The sequence below is a fragment of the Variovorax sp. WS11 genome (genome assembly GCF_010499245.1).
Classification (GTDB): Bacteria; Pseudomonadota; Gammaproteobacteria; order Burkholderiales; family Burkholderiaceae_C; genus Variovorax.
Genome location: NZ_JAAGOW010000001.1, coordinates 1677313 through 1697530 on the forward strand (window position 1 = coordinate 1677313; position 20218 = coordinate 1697530).

Consider the following 20218-nt stretch of genomic DNA (forward strand, 5'->3'; position numbering starts at 1 on the left):
GTTGGCTCCAAACAAGTTTGAATGATGCCGCTGCGGTCGGGGGAAGAACTCACCGCGAGAACAGCGGTTGAGCGTGGTTGCGATGGGATCCGAGCCTCACGCCTGGCGGCGCTGCAACGCTCCTCGGAAGCGGCGGATTTTACCCGAGCGGCGCCCGAACGCCACCGGCATCGATAATTGCGGGTTCGGCCGGCATCTGCGGCCGCTTTTGATTCCCGCCTCCCCATGTCATTCGCCTCCGAAACCCGCCGCCGCCGCACCTTCGCGATCATCTCCCACCCCGACGCCGGCAAGACCACGCTGACCGAGAAGCTGCTGCTCTTCTCCGGCGCGATCCAGATCGCCGGCTCGGTGAAGGCGCGCAAGGCCTCGCGCCATGCCACCTCCGACTGGATGGAGATCGAGAAGCAGCGCGGCATCTCGGTGGCCAGCTCGGTGATGCAGATGGTCTACCGCGAGCACGTGATCAACCTGCTGGACACGCCCGGCCACAAGGACTTCTCCGAAGACACCTACCGCGTGCTCACCGCGGTCGACTCCGCCCTGATGGTGATCGACGCGGCCAACGGCGTGGAGGCGCAGACGCGCCGGCTGATCGAGGTCTGCCGCCAACGCGACACGCCGATCATCACCTTCGTCAACAAGATGGACCGCGAGGTGCGCGAGCCGCTCGACATCCTCGACGAGGTGGAGCGCGAGCTCGGCATGCCCTGCGTGCCGATGACGTGGCCCGTGGGCCAGGGCAAGACCTTCCGCGGGATCATGAACCTGCGCACGCAGGCCATGACGGTGTTCGAGTCGGGCAGCGAGCGCCTGCCGCAGGACTTCGAGACCCTCGCGCTGACCGAGCGCGAGACGCTGACCCAACGCTTCGGCACCGACTTCGAGAGCGCCATGGAAAGCATGGAGCTGGCCACCGGCGCCTCGCCCACCTGGGACCGCGAGGCCTTCCTGGCAGGCAAGCAGACGCCCGTGTTCTTCGGCTCCGGCGTCAACAACTTCGGCGTGATGGAAGTGCTCGACGCCCTGGTCGACCTGGCGCCCTCGCCGCGATCGCGCACCAGCACCACCGTGGTCAACCGCCAGCCGGTGGTGAAGGAAATCCGGCCCGAGGACAAGGATTTCGCAGGCGTGGTTTTCAAGGTGCAGGCCAACATGGACGCCAATCACCGCGATCGCATCGCCTTCGTGCGCATGGCCTCGGGCAAGTACACGCCGGGCATGAAGCTCAAGGTGCAGCGCACCGCGAAGGAACTGCGGCCCACCAGCGTCGTGACTTTCATGAGCCAGCGCCGCGAGGCGGTCGAGGAGGCCTACGCGGGCGACATCGTAGGCTTCACCACGCATGGCGGCGTGCAGCTGGGCGACACCATCACCGACGGCGCGAGCCTGCAATTCACCGGCCTGCCCTTCTTCGCGCCCGAGCTCTTCATGACCGTGATCCTGAAGAACCCGCTGCGAACGAAGCAGCTGCAGCAGGGCCTGGCCCAGCTCGGGGAGGAAGGCGCGATCCAGGTGTTTCGCCCCGAGGTCGGCGGCCCGATGCTGCTGGGCGCCGTCGGCCAGCTGCAGTTCGAAGTGGTGCAGCACCGCCTGAAGGCCGAATACGACGCCGACGTGCGGCTCGAGGGCTGCCAGTACACGGGCGCGCGCTGGATCACGGCCGACACCCCGGCCGAGCTGCGCGAGTTCGTCAACGCCTACCCGGCGCGCATGGCCAAGGACGCGGCCGACACGCTGGCTTTCCTGTGCACCTCGCCGTACGACGTGCGGCTGGCGCAGGAGCGCTTTCCGAAGATCCACTTCCATCCGCTGCGGGAGCACGCAGGACTGGCGTTGCAGAGCGCCGGCTGACGCAGGCTCAGCTGCCCGTCGAAGCGTAGTGGCGCAGCCCGAAGCGCCACGCCACGAAGCCGCCGCGAGACACACGAAGCCCGCGAGCGGCGACACCATGCTGCCCACCCAGCGCCCCAGCGGATCGGCCTTCCCAGGATCGCCAGCACCGGGTAGTAGGCCACGCAGGCCAGCGGCACGATGAAGGTCAGCACGCGCCGGAACCACCGCGCATACAGCGCCAAAGGGTATTGCGCGGCCTGCACGCCGCCATAGGTCAGCACGTGGGCGATCTCCAGGCTCTCCACGGTCCAGAACGCCAGCGTGCCCTGCAGCACCAGGATGCCGAGGAACAAGGCCACGCCGCCGGCCAGCGCGAACAGCGCGACGGCCACCGCCTCCGGCGTCCAGGCCACGCCCGCCTGCACCGTGCCGAAGGCCAGCACCGCCACGCCCTGCATCAGCCGGCCCAGACGGCTCACGCGAACGTCGTGCCCCATCAGCTGCAGCGCCAGCGGACGCGGGCGCAGCAACAGGCGATCGAAAGCCCCGGTCCGCAGAAACTCCGTCCCCAGCACGTCGAAGCCGCGCCCCAGCGCATCGGCGATGGCGAACATGCAGTTCGCCAGCCCGTAGAACACCGCCACCTCGCCGAGGGTCCAGCCCTGCACGTCGCCGAAGCGATGGAACAGCGCCCACACGGCGATCACCTCGATGCCGGTGGCAAGGAACTGCCCCAGCGTCAGCATCAAGGCCGAGGCCGGATAGCGCGCCTGCCCGAGGAGCGAGGCCTTCACGAGGCGAAGAAAGAGCGCGAGCGAGCCCATGTCAGCCGCCCTGCACTTCCAGCTTGCGCATGGTGCGGTCCATGGCCCGATGCCCGAGCGCAACCAGCGCGACGAGCCAGAAGCACTGCAGCCCCAGCCCCACCAGCGCTTGCGCGCCGCCCATCAGCCCGAAATACAGGCGCGCGGGAATGTCGACCACGCCGGCAAAGGGCTGCAGCAGGAGTGCGGTCTGCCACGCGTCGGGCAGCAGCGCCAGCGGCAGCAGGTTGCCCGAGAACACGATGACGACCGGGGCCGCGAGCGCGTTGATGCCGCGCTCGTTGAGCGCCGCGGCCGCCGCGATGTTGAGCAGCATCACCATCGACGCGGACAGCAGCAGCGCGAGCACGGCCGATGCGAGGAACGCAACAGCAGCCGCGAAGCCTGCCGGCGGCTGCCAGGCCCAGTCGCCCAACCCGGCCAGCGGCAGCGCGATGGCCGCAAAGGCCGCCATCAGCGCCACGCGCGGCAACACGCGCGCCGCGATCCAGCCCGCGCTGCGCGCGAACCAGAGCGCGTAGGCGTCCACCGGCCGCAGGCGGTCGTAGGCCACAGCGCCGGTGCGCACGGCCAGCGCGACCTCCGGGTCGCCTAGCCAGGGCAGCAGCGCGAGCAGCCCCTGCGCGAGCCAGGTGTAGCTGACCGCCTGCGCGAGCGACATCGGCGTTCCCGCCATCGACGCGCCGCCGTAGAACGCGGCCAGCACCATCACCTTGATCCCGCCCCACCAGCATTGCGTGGCAAAGCCCGCAAGCGCGGCGGTGCGGTACTGCAGCATCTGCAGGAAGCGCGACGCGAAGGCCGCGACGTAGGGGCGCGCGAGTTCGCGCAGCTTCGTCACGCTTCGGCCGCTCCATGCATCGCATAGAAGCGCGCGATGACGGCCTCGATCGCCAGGCCTTCGAGCCGGATGTCTTCCACCGCATGCGCAGCCGCGATGCGCGCGATCAACGCGGGCGCCGTGGTCACCGCCGGGTCGAAGTCGAGCACCAGCGTCTGCCCGTCGCGGGAATGCACCCGGGCGCCGGACACCTGCGCGGGCAACTCGGCATCCTGCGCGAAGTCGACCACCAGCCGCCGCTCGGCCATCACCAGCGCGCGCAAGGCCTCGACCGGGCTGTCGGCCAGCACGCGGCCGTGGCCGATGACGATCACGCGCCGGGCCAGCGCCTCGATGTCGTGCATGTCGTGCGTGGTCAGCAGCACGGTGGTGCCCCGCTCCTGGTTGGCGCGCCGGACGAAGTCGCGCACGGCCAGCTTCGAGGGTGCGTCGAGCCCGAGGGTCGGCTCGTCAAGGAACAGGATGTCGGGCTCGTGCAGCAGCGCCGCGGCAATCTCCGCGCGCATGCGCTGGCCCAGCGACAGCTGCCGCACCGGCTGATCGAGCACGCGCTCCAGGTGCAGCAGCGCGACCAGCTCGTCGCGCGTGCGGCGGTAGCGCGCCGGGTCGACGCGGTAGATGTCGCACAGCAGGTCGAAGCCGTCGCCCACGGGCAGGTCCCACCACAGCTGCGTGCGCTGGCCGAAGACCACGCCGATGCGCGCCACGTGGCGCTCGCGGTCGGCGAAGGGGTCGCGCCCGTCGACTTCCACGCGCCCGCCGTCGGGCCGCAGGATGCCCGCGAGGATCTTGATGGTGGTCGATTTGCCCGCGCCGTTGGGCCCGATGAAGCCCAGCAGCTCGCCGCGCTCGAGCGAGAAGGACACGCCCGACAGCGCCGCCACCGTGCGATGGCGGCGCGAAACGAGCCCGCGCAGCGCGCCCATCACGCCGGGGTCGCGCTCGGAAATGCGGTAGGTCTTGCGGAGCTGGTCGACGAGGATGTGGGGCATGGAAGGCGCCGCATCGGGCTCGATAGCGCGGCGGGGGCGGGATGCTACACGAAAGCGCCGGTAGGATCGCGGCTCCTCGAGGATTCCTTGCCATGACTTCGCCGCATTCCCCGCCCTCCTCGCCCCAGCCCCAGCACCTGTTGTCGTTGGCCCAATGGGACGCGGCCGCGCGCAGCGCGCTCGTGGGCGTGTTCACCGACATCGACGACACGCTCACCACCGAGGGCGCCATCACGCCCGATGCACTCCAGGCCATGGACGCGCTGCACGCGGCAGGCTTGAACCTGGTCGCCATCACCGGCCGGCCGGTCGGCTGGAGCGAGCCCTTCGCCGGCGTCTGGCCGGTCGATGCGATCGTGGCGGAGAACGGCGCCGTCGCCCTGGTGCGCACGGCCGAGGGCCGGATCGAGAAGCGCTACCAGCAGGATGCCGCCACGCGCGCGCGCAACTTCGAGCGCATGCAGGCCGTGCTCGCGCGCATCGAGCGCGAGATCCCCGCGGCCCGGCGCGCTACCGACTCGGCCGGGCGGGAATGCGACATCGCCATCGACCACAGCGAGTTCACGCAGCTCGACGATGCGACCATCGCGCAGGTGGCCGGCCTGATGCGCAGCGAGGGCATGCACGCCACCGTCAGCAGCATCCACGTCAACGGCTGGTGGGGCGACCACAACAAGCTGGAAGGCGCCCGCTGGATCGTGCGCGAGCTCTGGGGCCGTTCGCTCGACGACGAGACGCAGCGCTGGGCCTACGTAGGCGACTCGACCAACGACGCGCTGATGTTCGAGCACTTCGCCCACAGCGTGGGCGTGGCCAACGTGCGCCGCTTCGAGGCCGCGCTGTCGCATCTGCCGCGTTACGTGGCGCCCAGCGAGCGCGGTGCCGGCTTCGCCGAAGTCGCGGCCGCCATCCTCCGGGCGCGCCGGGCCGGCAGCATCGACCCGAACATCCGGCCCGATGTGTGAGCGCCGTCAGGGCACGGTAAAGCCCACCGGCCTGGCGCGGGCCATCGTCGCGCCATTGCTGTTGCTCAGCAGCTCGACCCGGGCGCTGTAGCTGCCCTTCGGTGGCCGGAGCCAGAACTCGGTCTGGCCGCCGTCGAGCTCGATGACTTCCGCCTTCTGCCCCGGGCGCTCCAGCGTCAGCCGGAAATGCCCCGTGTCCGGCAGCTTGGGCGCGGCGTGCGAAATGTTGTAGCCGCTCGCGTGCAGCTGGATGCGCAGCGGCAGCTGCACCGTCGCGCGATCGGCCGGGCTCAGGACCTCGATGCGCGGCTCGCCCAGCAGGCTGGCCGGCGCGACGCCCTTGTTCTGCCGGCTGACCGTGAGCCGCAGCGGCTTGCTGTAGACGAAGAAGGGAATGTGGCCCTGGTCGGCCAGCACCAGGCGCAGCGAATAGCTGCCCGGCGGCAGGTCGACCAGCGTCTCCATCTGGCCCTTGCCGAAATGGATGTACTGCTCGGTGAAGGGCAGCGGCTTCTTGAAGTCCAGCGGCAGCGGCTGGTTGATCAGCAGGTGGTGATGCCCCGCATGGCCGGCGCTGTGGCCGGCGGGCACGATGCCGCGCATCGACAGCCCGAAGCGCGCCACGAAAGGCGACTCGAGCGTGGCGCCGTCCTTGAGATTGGTGAAATGAGCCTCGGGCGACCAGCTGGGTGGCGGCACCACCCATTTGTGGACCGGGAGCTCGCCGGGCTCGGGCGGGGCTTCGGGCGCCTGCGCGGCAGCCACGCCGGCCAGGAGCACCAGACAGGCCAGGGCGGCCAGGGATCGACTCGCCGGTGCAATCCGACGCATAGAAGCAAACATGCAGGCACCCCCTCCAGGAAGATTGCCGGATTGTCACATCGCGCTCCGAAGCGCGGCGTGTCCGCCGTGTGACGCATGCCACGTTCGCGCGATCTGCGCGAGCGTTCGCGGACGAAGGCTCAGCCCAGCTGCGCCCGCGTCCAGCGAACGATGTCCGCCGCGCCCATCGCGCCAGCTTGGCGCGCGATCTCGCGGCCGCCGCGGAACAGGGCCAGGGTGGGGATGCTGCGGATGTTGAAGCGCGCCGCCAGCGCCGGCACGGCCTCCGTGTCGACCTTGGCCAGCCGCACCTGCGGCTCGAGCTGCGCCGCCGCCTGCTCGAAGCCCGGAGCCATCTGCCGGCAGGGGCCGCACCAGGGCGCCCAGAAGTCCACCAGCACCGGGATCTCGTTGCGGCCGATGTGACGCTCGAAGGCCGACTGGTCCAGCGCGGTCGAGTGGCCGCCGAAGAGCGGGCGATGGCAGCTGCCGCAGTCGGGCGCGCTGCCCAGCTGCGCCTGGCGCACGCGGTTGGTGGTGTGGCAATGGGGGCAAACGACGTGCAGCGATTCGTTCATCGAGGACTCCGGCGCGGTCATTCTGGGGAACTGGGGCCGGCTGCGACGAATGCAAGCCGCGCGACAATGCCGCGCATGGAATGCACGATCCGCACCATGCACCGCCACGAGGTCGCGATGGCCGTCGAGTGGGCGGCGCGCGAAGGCTGGAACCCCGGCCTGCACGACGCCACCTGCTTCCACGCGGCCGATCCCGATGGCTTTCTCGTCGCCGAATGCGGCGGCGAGCCGGTGGGCTGCATCTCCGCCGTCTCGTACGCCGGACGCTTCGGTTTCATCGGGCTGTACATCGTGCTGCCGGCGTGGCGCGGGCGCGGCATCGGGCTTCGCCTCTGGACGGCGGGCATGAAGCGGCTGTCGGGCCAGGTCGTGGGCCTCGACGGCGTGCCCGCGCAGCAAGACAACTACCGCAAGAGCGGCTTCGCGCTGGCCTGGAACAACGTCCGCTTGGCCGGCACGGCCGGTGCCGCGACGCCCGGCGCGGATGGGCCGATCGTGCCGCTCGCCGACATCGACTTCGCTGCGCTGTGTGCCGACGACCGTCGCGTCTTCCCGGCACCGCGCGATGCTTTCCTGCGCTGCTGGACCGCCATGCCCGACGCCACCGGCCTGGCTTGGCTCGCAGATGGAAAGCTGGCGGGATGGGGCCTGATCCGCCGCTGCCGCGAGGGCCACAAGATCGGCCCGCTGCTGGCGGACTCGCCCAAAATCGCAAGCGCCCTGTACGCCGCGCTGTGCGCCGCAGTGCCGGCCGGCGACACGGTGTACCTCGACGTGCCGCTGCCCAACGACAGCGCCGTGGCGCTGGCGCAGGCGCAGGGCCTGCGCAGCGTCTTCGAGACCGCGCGCATGTACGCAGGCCCGGCCCCCGCCTGCGAGCTGCAGCGGGTCTACGGCATCACGAGCTTCGAACTCGGCTAGCCGCGCTCACTGCGGCTTGCCCAGCCCCAGCTTCTCGATGAGCGCCTTTTCGCGCGTGAAGGTGGCCTGGGCGAACTTCGTGTAGTCGGCCGTGCTCATGTAGTTGGGCAGCATGTCGTAGCGTCCGAGCGCCGCCACGTAGCTCGGCTCTTCCATCGCCTGCTTGAAGGCGTCGTGCAGCTTCTTCACCACCTCCGGCGGCGTGCCCTTGGGCGCGCCGAGCCCGAAAGGCGAGCTCTGCACGATGTCGTAGCCCAGCTCCTTCAGCGTCGGTGCATCCGGGAACTTGGCCAGCCGCTTCTCGCCCCAGGTGTTGAGCACGCGCAGCTTGCCGGCCTCCACCTGCGGCGCGAAGCCGGTGCTGTCGGCCGCGGCCATCAGCTGGCCGCTGAGCACCGCCAGCATCAGGTCGGCGCTGCCCTTGTAGGGCACATGCTGCAGCTCGATGCCGGCCTTCTGCGCGACCAGCTCGGTGGTGAGGTGGGGGCTGGTCAGATTACCGGTCGAGCCGTAGGTCAGCTTGCCGGGATTGGCCTTGGCATAGGCCACGAAGTCCTTCCAGGTCTTGAACGGACTGTCGGCCGGCACGACGATGCCGAAGGCGTAGCCGGTGACGTTGATCACGTAGCTGATGTCCTTCACCGGGTCCCAGGTGATCTTGGTGGTGTAGGGCAGGCGGAACACGCCGAGCGGGGTCTGGCCGACGGTGTAGCCGTCCGGCTGCGCGGTCTGCAGCGCCTGCGCGGGCAGCGTGCCGCCGGCGCCGGGCTTGTTCTCGACCACGATCGGCTGGCCGAGGATCTTCGAGGCGTTCTCGGCCAGCTGGCGCATCGTGATGTCGGTGGGGCCGCCAGCCGGGAAGGCGACCAGGAGCTTGATCGGCTTGGCGGGGAAGCTCTGGGCGTGCGCAGCGGCGGCAGCGGCCAGGCCGAGGGCGGCACACAGGAGGGAACGGCGAAACATGGGACAGCTCCAGAACAGAAAGGAAAGGAAAGGCCCGCCATTTGGCCGCGAGGCCGTGGTCCGGGCAATCGGGGCCGACCCCTGGCCTGTCGCAGGAGCGTCAGGCGGCCTGCTGCATGAAGCCCTCGAGCACGTTGACCGCGTTGACGCCCACCTCGGCCACCGCATAGCCGCCCTCGAAGACGAACACGGTCGGCAGCCCGGCGCGCGCCAGGTCCTCGCCGATGCGCAGGTAGTCGGGAGTGGCCAGCTTGAAGCCGGCGATCGGATCGCCCTCGAAGGTGTCGAGCCCCAGAGAGACCACCAGTGCGCCGGGCTTGAAGGCGGCGATGCCGGCGAGCGCGGAACGCAGCGCCTCGCGCCACGCCGCAAAGCCGGTGCCACGCGCCAGCGGCAGGTTGCGGTTGAAGCCCAGCCCGGCGCCGGCGCCCTGCTCGTCCGCGTAGCCCAGGTAGTAGGGGTATTCGGTGTGCGGGTCGCCGTGGATGCTGGTGAACTGCACGTCGGCGCGCTCGTAGAAGATCGCCTGCGTGCCGTTGCCGTGGTGGTAGTCGATGTCGAGCACCGCCACGCGATCGACGCCGGCGTCGCGCAGCGCCTGTGTCGCGATGGCCGCGTTGTTGAGGAAGCAGTAGCCGCCGAAGAAATCGGCGCCCGCATGGTGGCCCGGCGGGCGCGTCAGCGCGAAGGCGGCGCGCTCGCCCTGGAGCACATGCGAGGCCGCCGCAAGCGCACAGCCGGCACCGGCACGCGCCGCGGCCCAGGTGGCGGCGGTGAGCGGCGTGCCCGCGTCGTAGGAGAACAAGCCCATGCGCGCCGGAAAGCTGGCGGGCAGCACGTCATGGCGGAAGCTGCGGATCGGCCAGTAGGAAGGCAGCGCGTCGCGCTGCGCGTTGGCCGGATCGAGGGCGACCCATTCGTCCCACGCACCGGCGAGGAAGTCGAGGTAGCGCGGCGCATGCACGCGGGCCAGCGCGGCCTCGTCGACCTCGGCGGGCGTGTCGATGGCACCGAGTCGGCGCCGCTTCAGTTCCTCCAGCACGTAGTCCGCACGCGCCGGCACCTCGAAGCAGGGCACCAGCTCGCCGCGGAACATCTCGACCTTGCCGTGGTGCAGCGCGTGGTGGTCGTTGTAGAAGGTGCGCATCAGGCCTCTTTCCGCATCGGGACCGGTGGCGGCTGAACCGGCAACTGCAGCACCTCGTGCCGCACGGCGCCGCGCGCCAGCACCGGCGCCAGCGCCACGCCGGTGTGCGTGCGCAGCCGCACCACCTCCTCCGGCGGCGCGGCTGCCACCACGCGGCCGCCGCCGTCGCCGCCCTCGGGGCCGAGGTCGATCAGCCAGTCGGCCTCGGCGATGACGTCGAGATCGTGCTCGATCACCACCACGCTGTGGCCGCCGTTCACCAGCCGGTGCAGCACATGGATCAGCTTCTCCACATCGGCCATGTGCAGGCCCACGGTCGGCTCGTCGAGCACATAGAGCGTGTGCGGCGCCTTGTTGCCGCGGCGGGTGACGTCGTCGCGCACCTTGCTGAGCTCGGTCACCAGCTTGATGCGCTGCGCCTCGCCGCCCGAGAGCGTGGGCGAGGGCTGGCCCAGGGTGAGGTAGCCCAGGCCCACGTCCTTCAGCAGCTGCAGCGGATGGCTGATGTTGGGCATGGCGGCGAAGAACTCCACCGCCTCGTCCACCTCCATCTGCAGCACGTCGCCGATGCTCTTCCCGCGCCAGCTCACGGCCAGCGTCTCGGGATTGAAGCGCGCGCCATGGCAAACCTCGCAGGGCACCTTCACGTCGGGCAGGAAGCTCATCTCGATGGTGCGCACGCCCGCGCCCTCGCAGCCCGGGCAGCGGCCTTCACCGGTGTTGAAGCTGAAGCGGCCGGGGCCGTAGCCGCGCGCCTTGGCTTCCAGCGTGTCGGCGAAAAGCTTGCGGATGGTGTCCCAGAAACCGATGTAGGTGGCGGGGCAGCTGCGCGGCGTCTTGCCGATGGGCGTCTGGTCGACCTCGAGCACGCGGTCGATGGGCTCGTAGCCTTCGACCGCCCTGCAGCCGGTCCACTTGGGGCGCTTGCCGGCGGCGTCGGCGTCGCGGCCGGCCTTGGTCATGCGCTGCACGACGATGGCGTGGACGTTGGCGAGCAGCACGTCGCGCGCGAGCGTGGATTTTCCGGAGCCGCTGACGCCGGTGACGGTGACCAGGCGGTTCAGCGGCAGAGTCACGGTGACGTCCTGCAGGTTGTGCAGGTTGGCGCCGCGAACGGTCAGCCAGCGCAGGGCTCCCTCCCCCTCCGAGGGAGAGAGCAAGACCGCGCGGCGCGGTTGCAGCGGGTGCTTGATCGCATCGCGCAGGTAGCGCCCCGTCTGCGACTCGTTCGCCGCCTCCAGATCGCTCACGCTGCCCTCCGCCACCAGCCGCCCGCCGCGCTTGCCCGCGCTGGGCCCGATGTCGATGATGTGGTCGGCGCGGCGGATGGTGTCCTCGTCGTGCTCCACCACCACCAGCGTGTTGCCCTTCTCGCCCAGCTTGTGCAGCGCGTCCAGCAGGATCTGGTTGTCGCGCGCGTGCAGGCCGATGGTGGGCTCGTCCAGCACGTAACACACGCCCTGCAGGTTGCTGCCCAGCTGCGCCGCGAGGCGGATGCGCTGGGCCTCGCCGCCGGAGAGCGTGGGCGCGCCGCGGTCGAGGGTGAGGTAGCCGAGGCCGACTTCCTCGAGGAATTCGAGACGGCTCCTGATCTCGGGGACCAGGTCGCGTGCGATCTCGGCTTGCCTGCCGGTCAAGGCGATGTGGTCGAACCAGATGCGGATGTCGGTCACGCTCATCCTCGCGAGTTGCGTGATGGCGATGCCGCCCTCACCCCAGCCCTCTCCCGCAGGCGGGAGAGGGAGCAGATCGGGGTCGACCTCGCTCGCGGACGGGCTTGGCTCACTCGCCCCTCCAGCATCCCCCGCGAACACCACCGCCCGCGCCATCGGATTCAGCCGCATCCCCTGGCACGTCGGACACACCACATCCCCCACGTCCTCCACTTCAGGCTCCGCGAAGGTCTGCTCCCGCCCGCGGTTGTCCGCGGCCATCGTCGAATCGTCGTAGACCTTGCGCTGGTCCTTCGTGAGCTTGACGCCGGTGCCCACGCAGTCCGGGCACCAGCCATGCTTGCTGTTGTACGAGAACAGCCGCGGGTCGAGCTCGGCATAGCTGGTGCTGCACACCGGGCAGGCGCGCAGCGTGGAGAACACATGAACGCGGCCGATGCCCGCGGTCGGCACGCCCGCCATCATGGCGCCGCGCAGTCCGGTGAGCTCGCTCAGCACGTGCACCACGCCCTTGCCGTGCTCCAGCGCGCGTGCCAGGGCCTCGCGCAGCTCGGCCTCCTTCGTCGGCTCCACGTCGAGGCTGGCCACCGGCAGCTCGATGGTGTGCTCCTTGAAGCGGTCGATGCGCGGGAAGCCGGTGGTCGGCAGGAATTCGCCATCCACCCGCAGGTGCGTGAAGCCGCGCGGCCGCGCCCAGTCGGCCAGCTCGGTGTAGACGCCCTTGCGGTTGCTCACCAACGGCGCCAGCAGGCCGATGTGCTGGCCGCGGAAGTTCTTCAGCAGCTGCGCCGCGATGCTGTCGGGCGTCTGCGGCTGCACCGCCGCGCCGTCGTGGATGCAGTGCTGGATGCCCAGCTTGACGTAGAGCAGGCGCAGGAAGTGCCACACCTCGGTGGTGGTGCCCACCGTGCTCTTGCGACCGCCGCGCGACAGCCGCTGCTCGATGGCGACCGTGGGCGGGATGCCGTAGACCGCGTCCACCTCAGGCCGGCCGGCCGGCTGCACGATGCTGCGCGCATAGGCATTGAGCGATTCGAGGTAGCGGCGCTGCCCTTCGTTGAACAGGATGTCGAAGGCCAGCGTGGACTTGCCCGAGCCGCTGACGCCGGTCACCACGCTGAACTTGCCGCGCGGGATGTCGACCGACAGGTTCTTGAGGTTGTGCTCGCGCGCATGGACGATCTGGATCGCATCGCGGCCGGGCGCCTGCTGCTGCAGCGCGCGCGCCGCATACGAGCGCGCGGCGCGCTCCGCCACCTTGTAGGCGCCAGGCCCGATGGCCAGGTCGTAGTCGACCAGCGCGGCGCCGGTCAGCGAAGCGCGGTTCTCGCGCACCTGCTCGGGCGTGCCCACCGCCACCACCTGGCCGCCGCCCTCGCCGCCTTCGGGGCCGAGATCGATCAGCCAGTCGCTGGCGCGGATCACGTCGAGGTTGTGCTCGATCACCACCAGCGAATGGCCGGCATCGAGCAGCTTGCGCAGCGCGCGCATCAGGCGCGCGATGTCGTCGAAGTGCAGGCCGGTGGTCGGCTCGTCGAACAGGAACAGCGTGCCCTTGCGCGCCAGCGGCTGCTTGCTGGCGCTGCCGTTCTTCGCGGCCTCGGCCAGGAAGCCCGCCAGCTTGAGGCGCTGCGCCTCGCCGCCCGAGAGCGTGGGCACCGGCTGACCGAGCTTCACGTAGTCCAGGCCGACGTCGACGATGGGCTGCAGCACGCGCAGCACCTCGCGGTCGCCGGCGAACAGCGCGGCGGCCTCGGCCACCGTGAGCTCGAGGATGTCGGCCACGTTGTGGCCGCGCCCGCCGCGCTCGACCTTCACTTCCAGGATCTCGGGGCGGTAGCGCTTGCCGTCGCAATCGGGGCAGCGCAGGTAGACGTCGGAGAGGAACTGCATCTCCACATGCTCGAAGCCCGAGCCGCCGCAGGTCGGGCAGCGCCCGTCGCCGCTGTTGAAGCTGAACTTCGAGGCGGTGTAGCCGCGCTGCCGCGACAGCGTTGCGGTGGCGAAGATCTCGCGGATCGCGTCCCACGCGCCCACGTAGCTCGCGGGGTTGGAGCGCGCCGTCTTGCCGATCGGCGACTGGTCGACGAAGACCACGTCGCTCAGATGATCGGCGCCGAGCAGCCGGTCGTGCGCGCCGGGTGACTCGGTGGATCGGCCGAAATGGCGCATCAGCGCGGGGGCCAGCACGTCCTGGATCAGCGTCGACTTGCCCGAGCCGCTGACGCCGGTCACGCACACCAGCCGAGCCAGCGGGAACTCGACCGTGATGTCGCGCAGGTTGTGCTCGCGCACGCCCTCGAGGATGAGGCGCGCCGTGTTGTCGCTCACCATGCGCTTGAAGCCCATGCCGATCTGCTTGCGCCCCCCCAGGTACTGGCCGGTCAGCGTGTCGGCATGGCGCAGCGCGCCGGTGTCGCCGTCGAACACGATCTGCCCGCCGCGCGCGCCGGGGCCCGGGCCCATGTCGATCACGCGGTCGGCGGCCAGCATCACGGCAGGGTCGTGCTCCACCACCACCAGCGTGTTGCCGGCGTCGCGCAGGCGCAGCATCGCCTCGGTGATGCGGTTCATGTCGCGCGGATGCAGGCCGATGCTGGGCTCGTCGAGCACGAAGAGGGTGTTGACCAGCGAGGTGCCGAGCGCGGTCGTGAGGTTGATGCGCTGCACCTCGCCGCCGCTCAGGGTGCGGCTCTGGCGGTCGAGGGTGAGGTAGCCGATGCCGACATCGTGCAGGTAGCGCAGGCGGGTGGTGATTTCTTCGAAGAGGAGCTTGAGGGCCTGGGTCTCACCTCACCCCCTGCCTCCGCAAGCGGGAGAGGGAGCAACTCCCCGCCCGCTGTTGGCATTCCTCTCCCGCTTGCGGGAGAGGGTTGGGGTGAGGGTAGCTGCCCATCGAAGAACTGTCTCAAGCGCTGGATCGGCAACAGCATCAAGTCATGCAGACACAACCCCGGCAGCGCCTCCAGCTGCTCCCGCGACCACTTCACCCCCACCGGCATGAAGCGCTTCGCCGGCGCCAGCACCGCATCCGCGTCCTGCTTGCTGCCGATGCGCCACAGCAGGCTCTCCAGCTTGAGCCGCGCTCCCCCGCAGGCCGGACACGGCGTGTAGCTGCGGTACTTGGACAAGAGCACGCGGATGTGCATCTTGTAGGCCTTGCTCTCCAGGTAGCCGAAGAAGCGGCGCACGCCGTACCACTGCTGGTTCCACTTGCCGTTCCAGTGCGGCGAGCCCTCGATCACCCAGGCCTGCTGCTCGGGCGTGAGCTTGTTCCAGGGCGTGTCGCGCGGAATGCCCGCCGCCTCGGCATGGCGCATCAGGTCGTCCTGCGCTTCCTTCCAGGCCGGCGTCTGGATGGTCTTGATCGCGCCGGCGCGCAGCGTGAGCTTGTCGTTGGGGATCACCAGGCCCAGGTCCACCCCGATCACCCGGCCGAAGCCGCGGCAGGTCTCGCAGGCGCCCACCGCCGAGTTGAAGGAGAACATCGAGGGGATCGGGTCCGCGTAGCGGATGTCGCTCTCGGGGCAGTGCAGGCCGGTCGAGAATTTCCACACCTCCGGCTCGCCACCTTCTTCCGCCGGCAAAGCATGCACGGTCAGCCGCCCGCTGCCGCGCTTCAGCGCCACCTCGATCGCCTCGATCACGCGCGAGCGCTCGGCGCCGGCCATGCGAAAGCGGTCCGCCACCACGTCCAGCACCTTGCGCGGCCCCGTGGGCGTGGCGACCTGGCGCTCGCCCTGCACCCGCGTGAAGCCGCTGGCCGACAGCCATTGGGCCACCTCGTCGGCGCTGGTGCCGGCCGGCAGCTCAACCGGAAACGTGAGCACCACGCGCGGATCCCCGGCCGCCGCCGCCCTGGCCACCAGCTCGGCATAGATCGAATCCGGCGAATCATGCCGCACCGGCAGCGCCGTCTCGCGGTCGAAGAGCTGCGCGGCGCGCGCGTACAGCAGCTTCAGGTGATCGTTGAGCTCGGTCATGGTGCCGACGGTCGAGCGCGAGGAGCGCACCGGGTTGGTCTGGTCGATGGCGATGGCGGGCGGCACACCCTCCACCTTGTCGACCGCCGGCTTGTCCATGCGGTCGAGGAACTGCCGCGCATAGGCCGAGAAGGTCTCGACGTAGCGCCGCTGGCCCTCGGCATAGAGCGTGTCGAACACCAGGCTCGACTTGCCCGAGCCGCTCGGGCCGGTGACCACGGTCATCTCGCCGGTGCGGATGTCGAGGTCGAGGTTCTGGAGGTTGTGCTGGCGCGCACCGCGTATCCGGATGGAGCCCTGTGTCATGAGTGCCTTGGGAATGGGGCAGACATTCTAGGAACCAGGGCGCAGCTTCGTGCAAAGCGTCACATGGCCTAGCGCGGGGCAGGGGTTTCCACGGATAAGGCCGAAGCATCAATTCGGCAACAAATAGAGGCTTTTTCGTTCGCTCCCCTCCACCTTCTCCCGAACCCACTCCCATGAACAAGATGCGCGTGCTCTGCACCGCCGGCTTGCTGGCGCTCGCCAGCCTCGGCGCCTCCGGCCAGATCCTGATCGGCCAGACCGCCGGCATCACCGGCTCGGTGGCCGCCAGCGTCAACGAGACCATCGCGGGCGCCCAGCTGGTGATCGATGCCGTCAATGCCCAGGGCGGCATTCACGGCGAGAAGGTCGAGGTGCTGCGCATGGACGACGGCTTCGACGTCAAGCGCGCCGCCGAGAACGCGCGCGTGCTGATCGAGGACAGGAAGGCCGTGGCACTCTTCATGAGCCGCGGCACGCCCCATTCGCAGGCCATCATTCCCGTGCTCGACAAGCATGGCGTGGCACTGATCGGCCCCTCCACCGGCGCCATGGTCCTGCACCAGCCTGTGCAGCGGCACGTCTTCAACGTGCGCTCGTCCTACCAGCGCGAGGCCGAGAAGGCCGTGACCCATTTGCTCACCATCGGCGTCGACCGCATCGCGGTGGTTCATGTCACCGACTCCTTCGGCCAGGATGCTCTGGAAGGCGCGATGAAGGGGTTCGACAAGGGCAAGGCCAAGCCCGCCGTGATCGTGCCGGCCGACCGCGACAAGCCCGACTACGCGTCCATCGTGCCGAAGATCATGGCCGGCGAGGCAAAAGCCGTGGTCTGGATCGGCTCCGGCACGGCCGTGGTGGAGGGCGTCAAGGCACTGCGCGCCGGGGGCTCCGCGGCCCAGGTGGTCACGCTCTCAAACAACGCCTCGTCCGGCTTCATCAAGCAGTTGGGCGATGCCAGCCGCGGCGTGATCGTCACGCAGGTCTTTCCCAACGAGCGCTCGATCGGCCAGCCGATGGTCAAGGAAGCGTTGGGGCTCGCGCGCGCCAAGGGCCAGAACGAGCTCTCGCCGGCCGCGCTGGAGGGGTTCGCCTCGGCCAAGGTGTTGGTCGAGGCACTGCGGCGTGCAGGCCCGAAGCCCAACCGCGCCAAGGTGATCGCCGCGCTCGAGGGCCTCCGCGACTTCGACCTCGGCGGCGGCCTAGCGGTGAGCTACTCGCCGCAGGACCACTCGGGCATCGACTTCGCCGATCTTTCGATCATCAGCGACGGGAAGTTCAAGCGCTGACCGGGGCGGCAGCCACCTTGGTGCAGATGCCCAATGCAGGACGGCGTGAAGCAAAGCACACCCGGACCGGGTCTAGCAGGTTGCAAGGGAACCGCTGCGCGCAACCGCGTTACTCAAAGTTGAGCTCGCATTGGTGCGAGCCGACCACCTCGGCAGCCCTGCTGGAGAAGGACTATGCGGCCTATACAGACACATCTACCCAACTTCGTCGGCAATGTCAGCACTGCCTCGGCCAAGCGACCATCGACGCCAATCGAACTTGCCAAGCCAATTTATGAGTTCGACGTCGACAACAATGAGGACAAGACAAATCTGAGGCTGATCCGCGATGCGCTCGTGGACATGGCCAAACCGCTCGGTCGTGATGTCACCTTCTATCACTGGGCAACGACACAGGAGGGCGCACAAGGAATTGCCGATGTCGGCACCGGACCAGGCATGAAAGCGGGACTTGGCGTGGGAATGTGTGGGCGTGGGTTGTATGTCCAAGTCGCCGAGGCAGGGGATGCGGCGCCGCCACCCACCGGCTATGCCAGTTCACATGAGAATCCTGCATTGCTGCGAATCACGCAGGCGGCGCACGCGGCCAACGTTCTGAACTGCAACAACAAGGACGTGCAAAAGTGGTTCGTCGATACCGGTCTTTCGGGCCCCTATCCTCAAGGCGCGACTGACATCCACCATGCCTTCGTCCTGATCGACAAGGCCTGGCCGGACAGTGATGATCTGCCCCCCTGATCGTCGCAATGGCTTGGAAGGAGTGTCTAGGACATGATCCACGGCCCGGTGACCCGTGCGTGATCAAGTACCCCATCGCCAATGGCGCAGGAGGATGTTCCATCGCGGTCGTCGACCATCCGGTGTTTCCGGCGAAGCCCGAAATACCGGATCCAACGAGTGATAGCGAAACATCTGGCTCAACGAGTGATGGCGAAGACCAGGATTTCGGCAAGGGCTGGAACCCTGTCTGAAACGCCCCGCAGCTCGCCCTCATCAACTGTGGGAGTTCGCAGTAGGCGCATCCATGGCGGGTCGAAATTGGGCCCTCCGCCTCGCGCGGCAAGCGCTACTTCGGGGCGCTTGCCGGCTCCGGCGCGTGCGTGGCGTCCCCGCCGTGCTTCTCGCCCGACATGTCGGCCTTGTCCCCCGCCTGCATGAGCACGAAGAGCGAAATGGCAGCGAAGATGACGAAGCCGATGGCCAATTTCCACATGGTCTGAATCTCCTGGATGTTCAACGAAAAAGCCTCGCGCCATGGACACGGCACGAGGCCTCTTTGTTGAACAAAGGGCCGGGGCCCTTTGCTCCGATCAGCTCGGCAGGCGAACTCTAGTCGTTGGCGTAGATGTCGACGTCCTTGGTCTCGCGGATGAACAGGGTGCCGATCACCAGCGTCATGCCCGCGATGATGATCGGGTACCAGAGGCCGTTGTACATGTTGCCGGTGGAGGCCACGATCGCGAAGGCGGTGGTCGGCAGCAGGCCGCCGAACCAGCCGTTGCCGATGTGGTACGGCAGGCTCATCGAGGTGTAGCGGATGCGCGTCGGGAACAGCTCGACCAGCATGGCGGCAATCGGGCCGTAGACCATGGTGACCAGGATCACCAGATAGGTCAGCAGCACCACCACCATCAGCTTGTTCATCTTGGCGGGGTCGGCTTTGGCCGGGTAGCCCGCGGCCTTCAGGTCGTCGGCCACGCCCTTCTTGAAGGCGGCGATCTGCTTGGCCGTGGCCTCGTCGAACTTGTGGTTGACCACGTTGCCGATCGGCGCCTCCACGGTCTTGTTGCCGATCTTGACGACGGCATTGGAGCCGGGCGCGCCTTCGACGTTGTCGTAGCTCACCGAGTTCTGCACTAGGTAGCGCTTGGCGATGTCGCAGGAGCTCTTGAAGTCGATCTCGCGCGCCACCGGGTTGCCCTGGAAGGAGCAGGACTTGGGGTCGGCCGTCACCGTCACGCCGGCGCTGGCCTGGGCCCTGGCCAGGTCGGGGTTGGCGTACTCGGTCAGCATCTTGAAGACCGGGAAGTAGGTCACCACGGCCAGCAGGCAGCCGGCCATGATGATCGGCTTGCGGCCGATCTTGTCGGACAGCGTGCCGAAGATCACGAAGAAGGGCGTCCCGATCAGCAGCGCGGCCGCGATCATCAGGTTGGCGGTGGTGACGTCCACCTTGAGCTGCTGCGTCAGGAAGAAGAGCGCGTAGAACTGGCCCGAGTACCACACCACAGCCTGGCCGGCGGTCAGGCCGATCAGCGCCAGGATCACGATCTTGAGGTTCTTCCACTGGCCGAAGGATTCGGCGAGCGGCGCCTTCGAGGTCTTGCCCTCGGCCTTCATCCGCTGGAAGGCCGGCGATTCGGACAGCGACAGGCGGATCCACACCGAGATCGCGAGCAGCGCGATCGAGACCAGGAAGGGCACGCGCCAGCCCCAGGCGCCGAAGGCTTCCTCGCCGAGCCAGGTGCGCACGCCGAGGATCACGATCAGGCTCAGGAACAGGCCGAGCGTGGCCGTGGTCTGGATCCACGAGGTGTAGGCGCCGCGCTTGCCGTGCGGCGAATGCTCGGCCACGTAGGTGGCGGCACCGCCGTACTCGCCGCCGAGGGCCAGGCCCTGCAGCATGCGCAGCGCAATCAGGATCACCGGCGCTGCCACGCCGATGGTGGCGTAGCTGGGCAGAAGGCCGACGATGAAGGTCGACAGGCCCATGATCAGGATGGTGACCAGGAAGGTGTACTTGCGCCCGATCATGTCGCCCAGGCGGCCGAACACGATGGCGCCGAAGGGCCGCACCAGGAAGCCGGCCGCGAAGGCCAGCAGCGCGAAGATGAAGGCCGCGCCGGCATCCAGGCCGCTGAAGAACTGCTTGGCGATGATCGCCGCCAGCGAACCGTAGAGATAGAAGTCGTACCACTCGAACACGGTGCCGAGCGACGAAGCGAAGATGACCTTCTTCTCCTCCGCGGACATGGGACGGGGGGCGCTGAGTGGCGCTCCCCGTGAATCAAGTGTGGCTGCCATTGAGTCGTCTCCTAATTAATCCCACGGCGTGGGGCGTGGTGGATTCTTGGAGCGGCG

General features: G+C 68.8%; 14 protein-coding genes, 2 pseudogenes and 1 riboswitch. Of the genes and pseudogenes, 6 read left to right on the forward strand and 10 right to left on the reverse strand.

Going from position 1 to position 20218, the window contains the following annotated elements:
• Positions 1 to 62: 62 nt before the first annotated feature.
• Positions 63 to 130, reverse strand: a riboswitch (S-adenosyl-L-homocysteine riboswitch).
• Between the two features lie 95 nt (positions 131 to 225).
• Complete coding sequence (locus tag GXN78_RS08505; RefSeq protein ID WP_106557712.1) at positions 226 to 1854, forward strand: peptide chain release factor 3; 1629 nt, start codon at positions 226 to 228, stop codon at positions 1852 to 1854.
• 7 nt (positions 1855 to 1861) lie between these two features.
• Here GXN78_RS08505 and GXN78_RS08510 read toward each other — a convergent pair.
• From GXN78_RS08510 to GXN78_RS08520, 3 genes and pseudogenes are all read right to left on the reverse strand, one after another.
• A pseudogene (locus GXN78_RS08510) lies at positions 1862 to 2660 on the reverse strand (ABC-2 family transporter protein).
• 1 nt (position 2661) lies between these two features.
• A complete protein-coding gene (locus GXN78_RS08515) occupies positions 2662 to 3438 on the reverse strand; it encodes an ABC transporter permease (protein WP_106557749.1) in 777 nt (258 codons plus the stop codon).
• 59 nt (positions 3439 to 3497) lie between these two features.
• The gene (locus tag GXN78_RS08520; RefSeq protein WP_106557710.1) at positions 3498 to 4493 is read right to left on the reverse strand and encodes an ABC transporter ATP-binding protein; all 996 of its coding nucleotides are present in this window, start codon (positions 4491 to 4493) and stop codon (positions 3498 to 3500) included.
• Between the two features lie 92 nt (positions 4494 to 4585).
• On the opposite strand from GXN78_RS08520, the gene GXN78_RS08525 reads away from it, so the two are divergent.
• Positions 4586 to 5458, forward strand: a complete 873-nt coding sequence (locus GXN78_RS08525; RefSeq protein ID WP_106557709.1) for an HAD-IIB family hydrolase — start codon at positions 4586 to 4588, stop codon at positions 5456 to 5458.
• A 6-nt stretch (positions 5459 to 5464) separates the two neighbouring features.
• Here the strand turns inward: GXN78_RS08525 and GXN78_RS08530 are convergent, their stop codons facing one another.
• Together GXN78_RS08530 and trxC are read right to left on the reverse strand one after the other, a co-directional pair.
• On the reverse strand, positions 5465 to 6301 hold the full coding sequence (locus tag GXN78_RS08530; protein ID WP_106557708.1) for a DUF4399 domain-containing protein: 837 nt from the start codon (positions 6299 to 6301) through the stop codon (positions 5465 to 5467).
• A gap of 119 nt (positions 6302 to 6420) precedes the next feature.
• The gene (gene trxC / locus GXN78_RS08535; RefSeq protein WP_106557707.1) at positions 6421 to 6858 is read right to left on the reverse strand and encodes a thioredoxin TrxC; all 438 of its coding nucleotides are present in this window, start codon (positions 6856 to 6858) and stop codon (positions 6421 to 6423) included.
• A gap of 75 nt (positions 6859 to 6933) precedes the next feature.
• Between trxC and GXN78_RS08540 the strand changes: the two genes are divergently transcribed.
• A complete protein-coding gene (locus GXN78_RS08540; RefSeq protein ID WP_106557748.1) occupies positions 6934 to 7779 on the forward strand; it encodes a GNAT family N-acetyltransferase in 846 nt (281 codons plus the stop codon).
• A 6-nt stretch (positions 7780 to 7785) separates the two neighbouring features.
• Here GXN78_RS08540 and GXN78_RS08545 read toward each other — a convergent pair whose 3' ends face one another.
• From GXN78_RS08545 to uvrA, 3 genes and pseudogenes are all read right to left on the reverse strand, one after another.
• Positions 7786 to 8742: a tripartite tricarboxylate transporter substrate binding protein gene (locus GXN78_RS08545; RefSeq protein WP_106557706.1), complete on the reverse strand. Its 957-nt coding sequence runs from the start codon at positions 8740 to 8742 to the stop codon at positions 7786 to 7788.
• Between the two features lie 100 nt (positions 8743 to 8842).
• The gene (locus GXN78_RS08550) at positions 8843 to 9889 is read right to left on the reverse strand and encodes a histone deacetylase family protein (protein WP_106557705.1); all 1047 of its coding nucleotides are present in this window, start codon (positions 9887 to 9889) and stop codon (positions 8843 to 8845) included.
• Positions 9889 to 15851: pseudogene (gene uvrA, locus GXN78_RS08555) on the reverse strand (excinuclease ABC subunit UvrA). Before uvrA ends, GXN78_RS08550 begins: the two are co-directional and overlap by 1 nt.
• Positions 15852 to 16024: 173 nt before the next feature.
• Here uvrA and GXN78_RS08560 point away from each other — a divergent pair.
• The 3 genes from GXN78_RS08560 (at position 16025) to GXN78_RS08570 (ending at position 18108) form a co-directional block, all read left to right on the forward strand.
• Positions 16025 to 17137, forward strand: a complete 1113-nt coding sequence (locus GXN78_RS08560) for an ABC transporter substrate-binding protein (RefSeq protein WP_106557703.1) — start codon at positions 16025 to 16027, stop codon at positions 17135 to 17137.
• Positions 17138 to 17311: 174 nt separating this feature from the next.
• Positions 17312 to 17875 (forward strand): hypothetical protein, encoded by a 564-nt coding sequence (locus GXN78_RS08565; protein ID WP_146163075.1) that lies wholly within the window; start codon positions 17312 to 17314, stop codon positions 17873 to 17875.
• Positions 17876 to 17934: 59 nt separating this feature from the next.
• Entirely contained in the window at positions 17935 to 18108 is a 174-nt protein-coding gene (locus tag GXN78_RS08570; RefSeq protein WP_164255389.1) for a hypothetical protein, read from the forward strand.
• Between the two features lie 95 nt (positions 18109 to 18203).
• On the opposite strand, the gene GXN78_RS40790 is transcribed toward GXN78_RS08570, so the two are convergent.
• Positions 18204 to 18350 (reverse strand): hypothetical protein, encoded by a 147-nt coding sequence (locus GXN78_RS40790; RefSeq protein WP_181360576.1) that lies wholly within the window; start codon positions 18348 to 18350, stop codon positions 18204 to 18206.
• A gap of 116 nt (positions 18351 to 18466) precedes the next feature.
• Positions 18467 to 20161, reverse strand: a complete 1695-nt coding sequence (locus GXN78_RS08575; protein ID WP_106557701.1) for an MFS transporter — start codon at positions 20159 to 20161, stop codon at positions 18467 to 18469.
• Between the last annotated feature and the right edge of the window lie 57 nt (positions 20162 to 20218).

Coding starts and splice junctions, on each gene's coding strand:
- GXN78_RS08505 (WP_106557712.1), top strand. CDS start 226: ATGTCATTCGCCTCCGAAACCCGCCGCCGCCGCACCTTCGCGATCATC.
- GXN78_RS08515 (WP_106557749.1), bottom strand. CDS start 3,438: ATGCTGCAGTACCGCACCGCCGCGCTTGCGGGCTTTGCCACGCAATGC.
- GXN78_RS08520 (WP_106557710.1), bottom strand. CDS start 4,493: ATGCCCCACATCCTCGTCGACCAGCTCCGCAAGACCTACCGCATTTCC.
- GXN78_RS08525 (WP_106557709.1), top strand. CDS start 4,586: ATGACTTCGCCGCATTCCCCGCCCTCCTCGCCCCAGCCCCAGCACCTG.
- GXN78_RS08530 (WP_106557708.1), bottom strand. CDS start 6,301: ATGTTTGCTTCTATGCGTCGGATTGCACCGGCGAGTCGATCCCTGGCC.
- trxC (WP_106557707.1), bottom strand. CDS start 6,858: ATGAACGAATCGCTGCACGTCGTTTGCCCCCATTGCCACACCACCAAC.
- GXN78_RS08540 (WP_106557748.1), top strand. CDS start 6,934: ATGGAATGCACGATCCGCACCATGCACCGCCACGAGGTCGCGATGGCC.
- GXN78_RS08545 (WP_106557706.1), bottom strand. CDS start 8,742: ATGTTTCGCCGTTCCCTCCTGTGTGCCGCCCTCGGCCTGGCCGCTGCC.
- GXN78_RS08550 (WP_106557705.1), bottom strand. CDS start 9,889: ATGCGCACCTTCTACAACGACCACCACGCGCTGCACCACGGCAAGGTC.
- GXN78_RS08560 (WP_106557703.1), top strand. CDS start 16,025: ATGAACAAGATGCGCGTGCTCTGCACCGCCGGCTTGCTGGCGCTCGCC.
- GXN78_RS08565 (WP_146163075.1), top strand. CDS start 17,312: ATGCGGCCTATACAGACACATCTACCCAACTTCGTCGGCAATGTCAGC.
- GXN78_RS40790 (WP_181360576.1), bottom strand. CDS start 18,350: ATGTGGAAATTGGCCATCGGCTTCGTCATCTTCGCTGCCATTTCGCTC.
- GXN78_RS08575 (WP_106557701.1), bottom strand. CDS start 20,161: ATGGCAGCCACACTTGATTCACGGGGAGCGCCACTCAGCGCCCCCCGT.